Genomic DNA, 14303 nt, shown 5'->3' on the forward strand with positions numbered 1-14303 from the left:
ACCATGACATGCGCCAGATGGTCATATCCGGTATTAGACCCAGTTTCCCAGGCTTATCCCAGAGTCAAGGGCAGGTTACTCACGTGTTACTCACCCGTTCGCCACTAATCCCCCCAGCAAGCTAGGGATCATCGTTCGACTTGCATGTGTTAAGCACGCCGCCAGCGTTCATCCTGAGCCAGGATCAAACTCTCCGTTGAAAACAAAAAATCAAACAGACACAACCACACCCACCGGAAATAACGGCAAGAACGCGGCTGCACAAAATTCGAAACCAGCTGAAAACCAGACCACCACACACGGGGGTGCGCAACGGCCCGGCCATAATTTCAACCAATCAAAAAACAATCGGCATCAACAAACTTGGCACACTATTGAGTTCTCAAACAACAGGTCACTATTCCAGAGCAGTACCAACCAAAACCCAAAGGGCCTCAGAATCGCTCCGGAGCAACTTTTCAAACTTACCGGCTGGATCTCTCGGAGTCAAATCGGCAAGCTTGACTTGATTTTTCCTTGCGGTTTCTTGTCAGCTTGGCGATCTCCACTCGGGGACCAGCGCGGGTACTAACTATACCCCTACTCCGCCGAGATGGCAAAGCCACTCAGAGAGGGCTCCGTGGGTATCTCAACGACACACCCAGACGGAGTCAGGGAGGGCCCGAAGCACTCCGCTCCGGCCCCTCCCTGCTCTTGAAGAAGTACTCGGGTCTTCAATCACAACCCGGCTCGTTGAAGAACTACTCGGCCAACGTGAACCACGACGCGCCAAGCGGCGGCAGTGTCACCGTCAATGCCGCCGGCTGGCCATCAGTCCCCGGCGAGTCAGCCTTCAGTGTTCCAGCGTTGATGACGCCTGAGCCACCGTAGGTCTCGGCATCGGTGTTGAGGACCTCAACCCACTCCCCTGCTTCCGGTACGCCCAGAATGTAATCGTTGTGCGGGCCACCGGAGAAGTTGACTGCGCACACCAACGGCTTGCCATCGTGGTCCCAGCGAATGAAGGTCAGCACGTTGTGGTCGGCGTCTCCACCGTTGATCCACTGGAAGCCGCCGGGTTCGTTGTCGCGTACATGCAGTGCAGGCGTTGACGCGTAGAGGCCGTTAAGGTCCCGGACCAGGAGCTGGAGTCCACGGTGGGCCGGGATGTCCGCCAGGAACCAGTCGAGTCCGTACTGCTCCGACCATTCGGCTTCCTGGCCGAATTCGGTACCCATGAAAATGAGCTGCTTACCGGGGTGTGCCCACTGGTAGGCGAAGAAGGCGCGGAGGTTGGCCAGTTGCTGCCAACGGTCACCGGGCATCTTGCGAAGCATTGATCCCTTGCCGTGCACTACTTCGTCATGGCTGATGGGCAGGAGGAAGTTCTCCGAGAAGGCGTAGACCATGGAGAACGTGATGGTGCCATGGTGCCAGCGGCGGTTGATGGGGTCTTCGGAGATGTATTTCAGGGAGTCGTGCATCCACCCCATGTTCCATTTGAGGCCAAAGCCGAGCCCGCCATGATTGGTGGGTGCCGTGACACCTGGGAACGCGGTGGATTCCTCAGCGATGGTGACGGCCCCGGGGTGCGTCTTGTAGACGGTCGCGTTGACCTCCTGCATGAAGGAAATTGCTTCGAGGTTCTCGCGGCCGCCGAACTTATTGGGTTGCCACTGTCCTTCCTCGCGCGAGTAGTCCAGGTAGATCATGGAGGCCACGGCGTCTACGCGGAGTCCGTCAATGTGGAATTCTTCGAGCCAATACAGTGCGTTGGCCACCAGGAAGTTCCGCACCTCGGTACGTCCGAAGTCGAAGATCAGGGTGCCCCAGTCCGGGTGTTCGCCCAGATTGGGATCCGAGTGCTCGTACAGAGCCTCGCCGTCAAAACGTGCCAGCGCCCAGGAGTCCTTGGGGAAGTGCGCCGGGACCCAGTCCAGCAGGACACCGATGCCTGCCTGGTGCAGGGAGTCCACGAGGAAACGGAACTCGTCCGGGTGCCCGAACCTGGATGTGGGCGCAAAGTAGGACGTGACCTGGTAGCCCCAGGAACCACCGAAGGGGTGTTCTGCCACGGGCATGAATTCCACGTGGGTGAAACCAAGCCATTTGACGTAGTCAACAAGTTCCTTGGCCAGTTCCTTATATCCCAGGCCAAGGCGCCAGGACCCGAGGTGAACTTCATAGACGCTCATGGGCGAGTTGTGCGGGTCCTTCTGGGCACGCGCGGCCATCCACTCCGCGTCCTTGAACCGGTAGCTGGAGTCGACAACACGCGAGGCCGTGAGCGGCGGAACTTCCGTACCAAAGGCCAACGGGTCCGCCTTCTCAACCCAGTGGCCACCGCGGGTAAGGATCTCGAATTTGTAGCACGCCCCTGCTACAACCCCAGGAATGAAGACTTCCCAGACACCGGACGAGCCGAGGGATCGCATAGCGTGGCTACGGCCATCCCAGCCGTTGAAATCACCCTTGACCCGCACCGCTTGGGCATTCGGGGCCCAGACAGCAAAGGAAACACCGTCCACGTCACTCAGCGAAGAACGGTAATGCTGGACGTGGGCGCCAAGGACGTCCCAGAGACGCTCGTGCCGGCCTTCGCCGATCAGGTGCAGATCCACCTCACCCACGGTAGGCAGGTAGTGGTAGGGGTCATCAATGGTGACGGGTTCGGCGTCGTACACCACTTCCAAACGGTAGTCCGGCACGTGGCCGTGTTGCAGCGGATCCAGGACAGCGGCCCAAATGCCGTTGGCCTCGTGTTCCATGGCAGTGCGTCCGGCCTCCGTCACCACCGTTACCGACTTGGCGAGGTGCTTCACGGTCCGGATAGTGACGTGGCCGTGATCGTCCAGGTGGGCGCCGAGCACGGAGTGTGGTGCGTGGTGGGCTCCAGCTGCCACGCGGGCCAAGGTCTCGGAGTCCACATGCAGGGGAACTCGGGGCCGTTCGGTGCGTGCAGAGCCTGTCATTTCATTACCTTCCGCTGTAGCTGCGGCGTGCTTGCCGCGGCTCGTGTTGTCGAGGATTTGCCGTGATGCGTTGACCGGAATGGACAGCCAGTCCGGCCGGTTCCGCAACTCATAGACCACCTCATATAAGGCCTTGTCCAGCCACAATGCCACAAACAGCGGCGAGCGGCGGTCAATGGTTCCCGGCATGACTTCGCTGTACCCCGCCAGGAACGCGGTGGAGCAGTCATCCGCCCATGTCGCGGGGACCTTGGCTTCCGCGTTCTCACGGACGGCGGCTCCTGCCGCGTAATCGAAGGAGCGGAGCATTCCCACAACGTCCCGCAAGGGGAGATCGGGAGTGTTGCGCTCACTAATGGTCCGGAGGGGCTCGCCTTCGAAGTCCAGGATGGCCCACCGGCCCGGTGCCCCATTCTTTCCGGGAACCTTGAGGATCTGGCCAAGGTGGAGGTCGCCGTGGACGCGCTGCAGCTGGCCCACATCGCGGGGATGGAGCGTGGCTAGCAGTTCTTCGAGGTTGCCCTCATAGGGCCCGACGGCGGACGCCGCTTCTGCCCATGACTGGCGGACACGCCGGGCCAGGGTCCCAATGATGTCGGCGCCCTGCGTCTGGCCATCCAGCGTGCCGAAAGTTTCCGCGAGCCTTGCGTGGACCGTCGCGGTTGCAGCACCGAGTTCGTGGGCCTCTTGGGTGAAATCGGCACCGGCGGCAGCGGCCTCGACAGCCAGCCTCCATGCATCCAGTCCCCCCAGCAGGAATTCATGGGCCACCGTGAGCTCGCCAGTGGCCGAGCCGCCTGGGCCCTGACCATCCCAGGAGCCGGTGATCCAACCCAACGTTGCGGGGACCTCGGTTGTCCCTGCTGCCGTCAGCGCAGCGCCCAACTCCACCTCGGGGTTCCTGCCGGCTGCCAACACACGGAAGATCTTCACGATTGCCGTTGAACCGCCGTCGTCAATGATGACGGACGTGTTGGACTGCTCGCCGGACAGTACGCGGACTGAGGTGGGTCCTTCCGGAAGGGCCACACGGCCCCTGGTGAGGTGTCCCGCGGCGAGGCCGTCATCCACGGTGTCCTCCCGGCGCATGAGATCCAGCCACGCCGTGATGAACTCGGTGTCGTACACGGCGTCGTAAACCAGTCGCAGTCCCAGTTCCGGATCCGTGATCTCCCCGAGCAAGGCTGCGGGAGCGTCCGGCAACGGCTGGCTTCTGAAGCTCAACGGCACCTGGACGACGTCGGTCCGCGGACCGCCGTCGGCCGTCCGGTACGTCACGGCGAGCAGTTCAACCTGCAATCCGGCGATACCTTCCGGGTATGGGAGTTTAAAACCGCCGACACGCTCCAGCGTAAAGTCGGGGCTCTTCACCGGGAACCAGCGTTTGGTGGGAAGCCAGCTCCGGAGAAGACTTTCGATCGAGGGGTTAAGTGTTCCCTTTTTCATCTCATCCTTTGGTCGACACCACGGGAATCGCCTGGGTAAATGGCGATGAGGGGTTGGAAAACGCCGAGCGCAGCCGCAGCCAGTAGAAGTTGTGGCTACCCAGCATGACTGTCAGTTGGCCGTTGTCCCCAACGGCCGGAAATGTTTGGCCACCGAAAATGTCCCGGAAGCCCCTGCCGGCATATTCCGGCAGATCCAGGATCGCGGCCACCGGGTGCTGCGAAAGGTTGAAGACGCACAGTATGGTTTCCGCGTCCTCGCCTTCAGGGTTGCCCGCCGGCAGTTCCCGGACATAGGCCAGAACTACCTCGTTGTCCGCTTCGATGTGGCGGAAACTTCCCAGGCCGAACACGGGGTGGTTCTTGCGCACGCTGAGGATCTGCCGGGTCCATCGCAGCAGGGAGCCTGAGTGCGCGGCCTCTGCTTCAACGTTGGCCATGCTGTAGTTGTAGACCAGGGACTGGATCACCGGCAGGTACAGCTTGCCGGGGTCCGCGCCTGAGAAACCCGCGTTCCTGTCCGGGTTCCATTGCATGGGGGTGCGGACGGCATCGCGGTCATCAAGCCAAATGTTGTCCCCCATGCCGATTTCGTCCCCGTAATAGAGGAAAGGGCTACCTGGCAGGGAGAGCAACAGCGCATTAATGAGCTCAATCTCGGCGCGGGAATTGTCCAGCAGCGGAGCCAGCCTCCGCCGGATACCAATGTTGGCGCGCATCCTGGGGTCCGGTGCGTACCAGCCAAGCATGGCGGCGCGGTCGTCCGCGCTGACCATCTCCAGCGTGAGTTCGTCGTGATTCCTCAGGAAGGTCCCCCACTGGGCACCCTTGGGAATCTCCGGAGTCTCCCGCAGGGTCTGGATGATCGGAGCTGCCTTCTGGTCCCGCAGGGCATAGTAGAGCCGGGGCATGATCGGGAAGTGGAAGGCCATGTGGCATTCCGGGGCTTCCTCGGTGCCGAAGTACTCCACCACCTCATGAGGTGGCTGGTTCGCCTCGGCGATGATCACGCGTCCGGGGTAGTTGGCATCCACCATCCGGCGCAGGTCTTGCAGGAAGGCGTGGGTCGCGGGCAGGTTCTCGCAGTTGGTGCCTTCCTCCTCGAAGAGGTACGGAACGGCGTCGGCGCGGAAGCCATCGATTCCCTGGTCGAGCCAGAACCGGATGACGTCATAGAGTGCCTCAATGACTTTGGGATTCTCAAAGTTCAGGTCCGGTTGGTGGCTGAAGAAGCGATGCCAGAAGAATTGGCGCCGGATGGGATCGAAGGTCCAGTTGGATTCCTCCGTGTCCACAAAGATGATGCGCGCATCCTGGTATTTCTCGTCCGTATCGCTCCAGACATAAAAATCGCCGTAAGGGCCCGTGGGGTCCTTCCGTGATTCCTGGAACCACGGGTGCTGGTCCGAGGTGTGGTTCAGCGGGAGGTCGATGATCACCCGGACGCCGCGGGCGTGCGCCTCCGCCACAAGGCGCTTGAAGTCGCTGATGGTGCCAAACTCGTCCAGCACCGAGGTGTAGTCGGCGATGTCATAGCCGCCGTCACGCAACGGGGAATGGAAGAACGGCGGCAACCAGAGGCAGTCAACGCCCAGCCATTGAAGGTAGTCCAGCTTCTCGATCAAGCCGTGGAAGTCACCGGAGCCATCCCCGTTGGCATCCGCAAAGGCCCGCACCAGTACTTCGTAGAAGACTGCCTTGCGGTACCAGTGCGGATCATGCTGGAGACCGGGGGCATTCAGCTCGAAGGTGTTCTTCGGAGTGAAGTACTGGCTCGGGTTTTGCGGAGAAAAACTCACTAAGGCTGCCTCCGGATGCTCAGGATGTGTGCTGGCTCCACGTGTGCGTCGAGCCTGACGTAGTTATGTTCACCCCACCACCAGCTTTGCCCGCTGATCAGGTCATCCACCAGGAACCGGCCGTCCTCGTTGAAGTCCGCAGGGTCCAGCTGCAGTGCCGCCAGGTCCAGGGAAACCGTGCTTTCGCGGGCGCTGTGCGGATCCACGTTAACAACGATGATCAACGTGTCCTTGGTGCCGTCCGGCAACGTCTTGTGCTTGGAGTAGACGATCGTTGCGTCATCGGTGCTGCTGTGCAGCGTAAGGTTCTGCAGGTCGCCCAGGGCAAGGTGGTCCTTGCGGATGGTGTTCAACCGAGTGATGTACGGAGCCAACGTACGGCCGGACGCGGCAGCGCCTTCCCAGTCCCTGGCCTTGTACTCGTACTTTTCGTTGTCGATGTACTCTTCTGCCCCCGGCCGTGCCACGTGTTCGTACAGCTCATAACCGGCGTACATGCCCCAGAGCGGGCTTGCCGTAGCGGCAAGGACAGCCCGGATGCGGAAGGCCGCGGGGCCGCCGTACTGGAGGTACTCCGTGAGGATGTCAGGGGTATTCACAAAGAAGTTGGGCCGGAAGAAAGCCGCGCTCTCGTGGCTGACCTCATGGAAATACTGCTCCAGTTCGGTCTTGGTGTTCCGCCACGTGAAGTAGGTGTACGACTGCTGGAACCCTGCCCTGCCCAATGCATGCATCATGGGTGGACGAGTGAAAGCCTCCGCCAGGAAAACTACCTCGGGATTCTTTTTGTTGATCTTTCCAATCAACCATTCCCAGAACCACACGGGCTTTGTATGCGGATTGTCCACGCGGAATATCTTCACGCCATGGCTGATCCACAACTGCACCACCCTGAGGATTTCCTTGGAAAGGCCCGCAGGATCGTTATCGAAGTTCAGGGGATATATATCCTGGTATTTCTTTGGCGGATTTTCGGCATAGGCGATGGACCCATCCACACGGGTGGTGAACCATTCCGGGTTGGACGTTACCCACGGGTGGTCAGGGGCTGCCTGCAACGCCAGGTCCAGTGCAACTTCGAGCCCCAACTCCCGGGCGTGGGCAACAAAAGCGTCAAAATCTTCAAAAGTGCCCAAATCCGGGTGGATGGCATCGTGGCCACCGTCCTTGGAACCAATAGCCCACGGCGAGCCCGGATCCTGCGGGCCTGGTGTCAGCGTGTTGTTGCGGCCTTTGCGGTGCTGGAAACCGATCGGGTGGATCGGGGGCAGGTAGATGACATCGAAGCCCATCTCCGCAACCGCCTCCAGGCGCTTGGCTGCGGTGCGGAAGTTGCCCGAAGTCCAGATACCCGTGGCGTGATCCAACACCGCGCCCTCGGAGCGGGGGAAAAACTCGTACCAGGAACCGCGGCCGGCGAGGTCCCGTTCCACCTGGAGCGGGAACGGCTCGGAAACGGTCACCAGCTCACGTATCGGAACGCGTCCGACGGCGGCCAGCACCTCCGGGCTGAAACCGGCACCAAGGCGCTCCTCGGCAGATTTGGTGGTGTCGGCAAGGACGACAGACGCAGCACGCAAGGTGCGCTTCTCCGCAGCGGTGCGACCGGCGTCGTCCTCGGCTGCCTCAGAAAGCAGGGCGGCGCCCTCGGCGAGCATCAACTCGACGTCAATGCCGGCGCCCACTTTCACTTCAGCGTTGTGGTGCCATGTTCCGTAGCGGTCATGCCAAGCCTCAATGACGAACGACCACGCGCCTGTGCCGGAGGGAGACAGCAAACCCTCCCAGCGGTCCAAGCCTTTCCAGCGCTCATCCTTGGCCGGTGCCATGCGGACCCGCTGGCGCTCCTTGCCCTTGGGATCGAGCAGGACGGCAGAGACGCCGAGCTGATCATGTCCTTCACGAAAGACGGTCGCGCCGATGGCGAGATCCTCACCCGGAAGGGCCTTCGCGGGGAAGCGGCCACCCTCAACCACCGGCTGGACAGCCGTGATGGGGAACCGGCCGAAGCGCAGTCCGGCGGTGATGTCCGTTTTCGTCTTGGATTTCAAAGCGGTCATGGTTCGCGAGGTATTCGTCACAACCACGACGTTAGCGACAAAAATCCAAGAATGCTAAGCACACGAGCCATCTTCGCGACTCAAGATGACTTTTACCTAAAAGAAACCCAAACCAGTTCCGACTGCCATGTGAGTCCGTTAGTGTGGCGCTCGTGAAGGCAATTCGAAGATTTACAGTCCGTACCGTCCTCCCTGAGCCCATCCGGCCGTTGGCCCGTTTGGCGACCAACTTGCGCTGGTCCTGGCACCGGCCCACCAGGGAACTTTTTGCGAGCCTTAACCCGGCTCTTTGGGAGGCCGCGCAGCATGACCCCATCGCCCTCCTGGGGTCCATCAGCAGGGAGCAGCTGCAGGACCTGGCCAACAACGGCGAAGTCGTTAACCGGGTACAGGAAGCAGCAGCCGATCTGGACCGTTACCTCAGTGAGCCGCGCTGGTACCAGGGCCTGGGTGAAGAAGCCCCGGCTTGCATCGCCTACTTCTCGCCGGAATTCGGCATTACCGAGGTTCTTCCCCAGTACTCCGGTGGCCTGGGCATCCTTGCCGGTGACCACCTCAAAGCCGCATCGGACCTCGGTGTCCCGTTGATCGGCGTCGGGCTCCTTTACCAGGCCGGCTACTTCAAGCAGTCCCTGTCCCGTGACGCCTGGCAGCAGGAAACGTATCCGGTGCTGGACCCGGACGGGCTGCCGTTGACGCTTCTGCGCCAGCCCTCCAAGGACGGCGTTCCCGGCAAACCGGTGCACATTTCGCTTCCGCTTCCCAACGGCCGCGAGCTTCACGCGCATGTGTGGCGTGCCGACGTCGGACGCGTTCCGCTGCTGCTGCTGGACTCCAACGTCCCCTCCAACGACGAAGCCGCGCGCGGCATCACCGACCGCCTGTACGGCGGTGGCGGCGATCACCGCCTCCAGCAGGAACTGCTGCTGGGCATGGGCGGCGTCAAAGCCCTGCGCGTCTACCAGGAACTGACGGGTACGCCCGCGCCGGAGGTCTTCCACACGAACGAAGGCCATGCAGGATTCCTGGGAATCGAACGCATCCAGGAAGCGATGTCTGACCCCAATGATCCCCTCACCTGGGACGAAGCCCTCGCAGCTGGACGTGCATCCACCGTCTTCACCACGCACACCCCCGTACCGGCAGGCATCGACCGTTTCGAGGCCCTCCAGATCAAGCACTTCTTCGAAGCCGGGCTCGCCCCCGCGGTGCCCGTGGACCGCATCCTGGAACTCGGCCGGGAAAACTACGACGGCGGTAACCCCTCCGTCTTCAACATGGCTGTCATGGGCCTGCGCCTCGCGCAGCGTGCCAACGGGGTAGCCAAGCTGCACGGCGTGGTTTCGCGGGAAATGTTCTCCGGTCTCTGGCCAGGATTCGACCACTCCGAAATCCCCATCACGTCCGTGACCAACGGCGTGCACGTTCCAACCTGGGTGGACCCAAAGATATCCTCCTTGGCACGGCAGCAGTTCGGTGCAGAAGCCGAAGCCCTGGGCCGTTGGGACCTCGCCTACAACGTCAGTGACGAGGACGTCTGGGGGCTCCGCAGGGAACTGCGCACCCAGCTCGTGGACGACGTCCGCCGCCGCTTGCGCGCCTCCTGGAAAACACGCGGTGCCGCCGACGCCGGGCTTGGCTGGACGGACAGCGTACTGGATCCGGACGTGCTGACCATCGGCTTCGCCCGAAGGGTGCCCACATACAAGCGGCTCACGCTCATGCTGCGCGACCCCGCGCGTCTGAAGGCCCTCCTGCTGAACCCCAAACACCCCATCCAGCTGGTCATCGCAGGCAAATCGCACCCGGCAGACGACGCCGGGAAGAAAATGATCCAGGACCTGGTCCGGTTCACCGACGACCCCGAGGTACGCCACCGGATCGTGTTCCTCCCGAACTACGACATCGCCATGGCCCGCACCCTCTTCCCCGGATGCGACGTCTGGCTCAACAACCCCCTGCGGCCACTGGAAGCCTGCGGCACATCCGGGATGAAGGCAGCCATCAACGGCTCGCTCAACCTCTCCGTCCTGGACGGCTGGTGGGACGAAATGTACGACGGCGAAAACGGGTGGGCGATCCCCACAGCCAACAACGGCGCATCCGCCGATGAACGCGACGACATTGAAGCTTCCGCACTCTACGAGCTGCTGGAAACCCAGGTGGCACCGCGCTTCTACGGGACCACCGTGGCCCAAGGCGCCGGCGCAGCAGGACCCTCCGAATCCAGCCGCGAGACCGTGCCCACCCACTGGGTGTCCATGATCAAGCACACCCTGGCAAACCTGGGCCCGGCAGTCTCAGCCGAACGCATGCTCCACGACTACGTCAACAACCTGTACTGCCCCGCAGCAGTAGCCGGGCGCCGGGCCACCGCCGAATCATTCAAGGAAGCCAAGGAACTCGCGGCCTGGACCTCCAAGGTCCGCAGCGCCTGGCCTGAGGTCGTAGTGGAACACGTCGACTCGGTTGGCGTGTCCGAAGAACCCCAGGTCGGCGACACCCTGCAGGTCAACGCGTACGTGGCCCTTCACAACCTGACCCCCGACGACGTCTCCGTGGAGGTCGCGTTCGGTCGTGCCGAGGAATCCGATGAGCTTGAGGACATCGTCGTAGCGGAACTGGACTCCCTGGAGAACCTCGGCGGCGGGCGCCACCTCTTCCACGGCGACCTCGTCATCAACCGTTCAGGATCCTTCGGCTACACCGTCCGCGTGTTCCCGAAGCACTCAGCGCTGGCTTCCAAAGCAGAACTGGGATTGATCGCGAACGCGTAAACCCAACCACACGACATCCGCCGGATGTCAGTCATCCTCCGCGTGCTGCTCCTTCGTCGCTTTGACGCACGCTTCCGGATAACTGACATCCGGCGTTTTGTTTGGACTCCTTAGCGGATGGCTTATGCAGTTCAGTTTTCGAAAACCGCGATCACTGCGAGGTCGCGGCCTGCATAGCGCTCGGCGTCTTGGAGGATTTCGCAGACCACGCCGAAGGAGCGGTCGGTTCGGTAGGCCGCTGGGACTTGCCAGATCATCGTGACAGGAGTGCCGTCGTCGTCGGACAGGGCATCAGCGAAGTCATGCAGGGAGTCATTGAGGGCGTCCAGATTCACGCCGTAGTACTCAGGGAAGTCCAGGACCTGGCCAAAGACCTCCAGGACGCCCGATTTCGTTGTTGCCGGCGGGACGAGGACGGTCCTGCGCCCGGCGTCTGCCACCTGGTCCTGAAGTTCTTCGATGGTCCAGGTGTCTGCGGAATAGATCTTCATGGGCTCCTACTTGCCTTCGACGATGAACTTGAACGAATCGTAATGGTCAGCGGTGTAGTACTTGGCCGTGTCCTTGCCAACAATGATCCGGCGGGCGCCGCGGTCCGACTCGCCAGGCGTAGGGACCGTGTATTCCTTGTAGAATCCGCTGGACTTCTTGGGCAGGAGTCCCTCGAAGTTACCGAAATTCACGCCGTCCCTGTCATAGGGATAAGGCCCGCCTTTCGCAATCAGGGCAAGCGTCCGTTGCGCTTCCCTGGGAAGCTGCGAGGCGTTGATCGTGGGCAGCGCAGAGGGGTTTGCCACGGACGGCGGGGTTGACGCGGAGCCAGGCTCCGCCGTCGTGGTTTGGGTGCTTGACGTTTCCTGGGTGGCGGTCAGCGGGCCGCCAACCATTGTGACCACAAGCGCGACGACGGCAATCACCAGGGCTGCGAAGGCCAGCAGCTTGCTGCTGCTCCGTTTCATGCGGGGAACTCCTAGGTGCGGTAAATGTTGATGGTGTTGGCCTGCAGGATATCCCGCTCGCCCGACGCCACCAGCGCACCCTTCCTGCGTTCATGCAGCACCGAGGTTGTGAACCGGAGTTCGAACATACGCTTGCCGATCCCCGTTTCACTGAGGATCTCGGGGAGCACCATCTTCACGTCCTGGTTGCTGCCGTTCACCACGATCAAGCCACGGATTTCGCTGTCCTCATGACCCATCAGGAGCTGAATGGAGCGCGCGTTGGGATCATTCCAACGCGCGGGCGTCATGCGCTTTCCCTTGTCGTCGAACCATTGCAGGCTGGAATCATTCGCGTGGGCGGGGAAGCTCTCGGGCTGATGGCGCAGGAACCACCGGCGAAGCCTGACAAGCTCCCTGGTGGTTTGGAACATTGCGTTGGCTTCCTGGGTCCTGCTCCAGTCCAGCCACGCCGTCGGGTTGTCCTGGCAATAGGCGTTGTTGTTGCCCTGCTGGGTCCGGCCCAGCTCATCGCCGGCGGTGATCATGGGGACGCCGAAGGACAACAATAGAGTGGCCATGAGGTTCCGAATGGACAGCGCGCGGGCCGCCACGATTTCCTCGTTCTCGCTGCGGCCTTCAAAACCATGGTTGTAGCTGCGGTTATCTCCATGGCCATCGCGGTTCTGCTCACCGTTGGCCTCGTTGTGCTTTCGGTCGTAGCTCACCAGGTCCTTGAGCGTGAAGCCGTCGTGTGCCGTGATGAAATTGACCGAGGCCAAGCGCGTGCGGCCGGACGGCGCGAACAGGCTCGCCGAACCCGCCATCAGCTCAGCCAGCGACGCGACTGAGCCGCCTTGGCCGCCGGCCTCAATCGCGGCACGGTCTGACAGCCAGAAGCGCCGGACGCCGTCGCGGAAATGATCGTTCCAATCAGACCATCCCTGCGGGAACCGCCCTGTCTGCCAACCGCCGTAACCCACGTCCCAAGGCTCGGCTATGAGCTTGACCTCTGACAGGACCGGATCCTCGGCAATGGCCCGCAGGAAGGGATGGTTGGGATCAAATTGGTTGCCGGCGTCCCGGCATAATGTCACGGCGAGGTCGAAGCGGAAGCCGTCCACGTGGAAGTCATTCACCCAATACCTCAGGGAATCCAAGGCAAGGTCCACCACCACGGGATCACTGAAATCCAGGGTGTTGCCGCACCCGGTGGTATCCAGATACCTTCCATGCGCATCGTGCCGGTAGTAGCGCTTCTCCGCGAGGCCGCGGAAACTCAGCGCAGGCCCGTCCGGTCCCGCTTCCGCGGTGTGGTTGTAGACCACGTCCAGGATGACCTCGATGCCAGCGGCGTGGAGCAGCTTAATCATGCCCTTGAGCTCGTCCTGCACAGCGTGGGGACCGGCGTTCCGCGCAGCCTCAGTGGCGTAGTCGGAGTGCGGGGCAAAGAAGGCCGCGGTGTTGTATCCCCAGTAGTTCGTCATGCCCAGATCCTGGAGGTGTGACTCGTCCAGGTGGAAGTGGATGGGCAGGAGTTCCACCGCAGTGATTCCAAGCTCAGTTAGATGCTGGATCATCACTGGGTGTGCCATCCCGGCATAGGTGCCGCGGAGGTGTTCCGGAATGTCCGGGTGAAGCATCGTCTGACCACGGACGTGGGCTTCGTAGATTACGGACGTACGCATCGGAGTCCGCGGCGGCGCGTCATCGCCCCAGTCGAAATCCGTTGCCATGTGGACGCTCGTTAGGAATTCGCCCCGCTGATCCACTGCGCGAGCATAGGGATCCAGCAACAGGGACTGTTCGCCGTCGTCCTCAATATCCACTGCCGGTACTGACATCGGCAGCCCGCCCTCAGGGGGAGCAGCGCGGAAACCGTACCGTGTGCCTGGCGGCATGCCGCTGACGATGCCAAAGTGCACACCATCCTCCAGATTGGGAAGGGTGTGAACCCGCCAACCATCCCCCGGGGCCTGGTAGGCGATTTCAACGCGTTCCAAGTCCGGAGCAAACACTGCAACGTTGACGTTGTCTGTCTGCTGGGTGACGTCATCAAAGAAGTCGGGCTGGGGCTTGCTCAGTCCGATGGGCCTGGGGCGCGAAGCATCCAGGGCGGCTGCTGGGTCCAAAATAGGCATAACCATTGCTTGCAAGTTTAGTTCCATACCTGATGAGTGCTGAGTCGACCGCACGTGTGACGGCGCGCACCACGTCAAATTTCCGGCAAGCACCGGCCGCGGCCGTCGTTCCGGGCCGCTCACGTGCTGGAACGCTTCAGCCCGGGCAACAGCACACTTGTATCGGCTCCCCCGAATGTGTCGCTGCGGCTG

The 14303-nt window shown here is 61.8% G+C and carries 7 protein-coding genes and 1 rRNA gene; 1 reads left to right on the forward strand and 7 read right to left on the reverse strand.

Translation table 11 applies throughout. The features are described 5' to 3' along the window. The 4 genes from KSW38_RS00005 to KSW38_RS00020 all read right to left on the reverse strand — a co-directional run. Window positions 1-200: ribosomal RNA gene (locus KSW38_RS00005) — 16S ribosomal RNA — on the reverse strand; the annotation flags it as partial. A 540-nt stretch (window positions 201-740) separates the two neighbouring features. Next, window positions 741-4397 carry a 1,4-alpha-glucan branching enzyme gene (locus tag KSW38_RS00010; RefSeq protein WP_216921178.1) on the reverse strand — a complete coding sequence of 1219 codons (3657 nt, stop codon included), beginning with the start codon at window positions 4395-4397 and terminating at the stop codon, window positions 741-743. Between the two features lies 1 nt (window position 4398). After that, window positions 4399-6195, reverse strand: coding sequence for a maltose alpha-D-glucosyltransferase (gene treS / locus KSW38_RS00015; protein WP_216921180.1), 1797 nt, complete (start codon window positions 6193-6195; stop codon window positions 4399-4401). Continuing rightward, window positions 6195-8255: an alpha-1,4-glucan--maltose-1-phosphate maltosyltransferase gene (locus tag KSW38_RS00020; protein ID WP_254185979.1), complete on the reverse strand. Its 2061-nt coding sequence runs from the start codon at window positions 8253-8255 to the stop codon at window positions 6195-6197. Before KSW38_RS00020 ends, treS begins: the two co-directional genes overlap by 1 nt. A gap of 152 nt (window positions 8256-8407) precedes the next feature. On the opposite strand from KSW38_RS00020, the gene glgP reads away from it, so the two are divergent. Continuing rightward, complete coding sequence (gene glgP / locus KSW38_RS00025; RefSeq protein WP_216921182.1) at window positions 8408-11032, forward strand: alpha-glucan family phosphorylase; 2625 nt, start codon at window positions 8408-8410, stop codon at window positions 11030-11032. 131 nt (window positions 11033-11163) lie between these two features. Here glgP and KSW38_RS00030 read toward each other — a convergent pair whose 3' ends face one another. Genes KSW38_RS00030 through glgX form a run of 3 tightly spaced genes read right to left on the reverse strand, consistent with a single transcriptional unit; the run spans window position 11164 to window position 14117 of the window. Next, a complete protein-coding gene (locus KSW38_RS00030) occupies window positions 11164-11523 on the reverse strand; it encodes a barstar family protein (protein ID WP_216921185.1) in 360 nt (119 codons plus the stop codon). A 6-nt stretch (window positions 11524-11529) separates the two neighbouring features. Further along, window positions 11530-11991 (reverse strand): guanyl-specific ribonuclease, encoded by a 462-nt coding sequence (locus KSW38_RS00035; RefSeq protein ID WP_216921188.1) that lies wholly within the window; start codon window positions 11989-11991, stop codon window positions 11530-11532. An 11-nt stretch (window positions 11992-12002) separates the two neighbouring features. Continuing rightward, entirely contained in the window at window positions 12003-14117 is a 2115-nt protein-coding gene (gene glgX, locus KSW38_RS00040) for a glycogen debranching protein GlgX (protein ID WP_216921191.1), read from the reverse strand. Window positions 14118-14303: the final 186 nt, after the last annotated feature.

The organism is Paenarthrobacter aromaticivorans (genome assembly GCF_019038615.1).
Lineage (GTDB): Bacteria > Actinomycetota > Actinomycetes > Actinomycetales > Micrococcaceae > Arthrobacter > Arthrobacter aromaticivorans.

What these genes read in the sequence shown, in the direction of transcription:
- KSW38_RS00035 (WP_216921188.1), bottom strand. Translation starts at nt 11,991, where the DNA reads ATGAAACGGAGCAGCAGCAAGCTGCTGGCCTTCGCAGCCCTGGTGATT.
- glgX (WP_216921191.1), bottom strand. Translation starts at nt 14,117, where the DNA reads ATGGTTATGCCTATTTTGGACCCAGCAGCCGCCCTGGATGCTTCGCGC.
- KSW38_RS00010 (WP_216921178.1), bottom strand. Translation starts at nt 4,397, where the DNA reads ATGAAAAAGGGAACACTTAACCCCTCGATCGAAAGTCTTCTCCGGAGC.
- KSW38_RS00030 (WP_216921185.1), bottom strand. Translation starts at nt 11,523, where the DNA reads ATGAAGATCTATTCCGCAGACACCTGGACCATCGAAGAACTTCAGGAC.
- KSW38_RS00020 (WP_254185979.1), bottom strand. Translation starts at nt 8,255, where the DNA reads ATGACCGCTTTGAAATCCAAGACGAAAACGGACATCACCGCCGGACTG.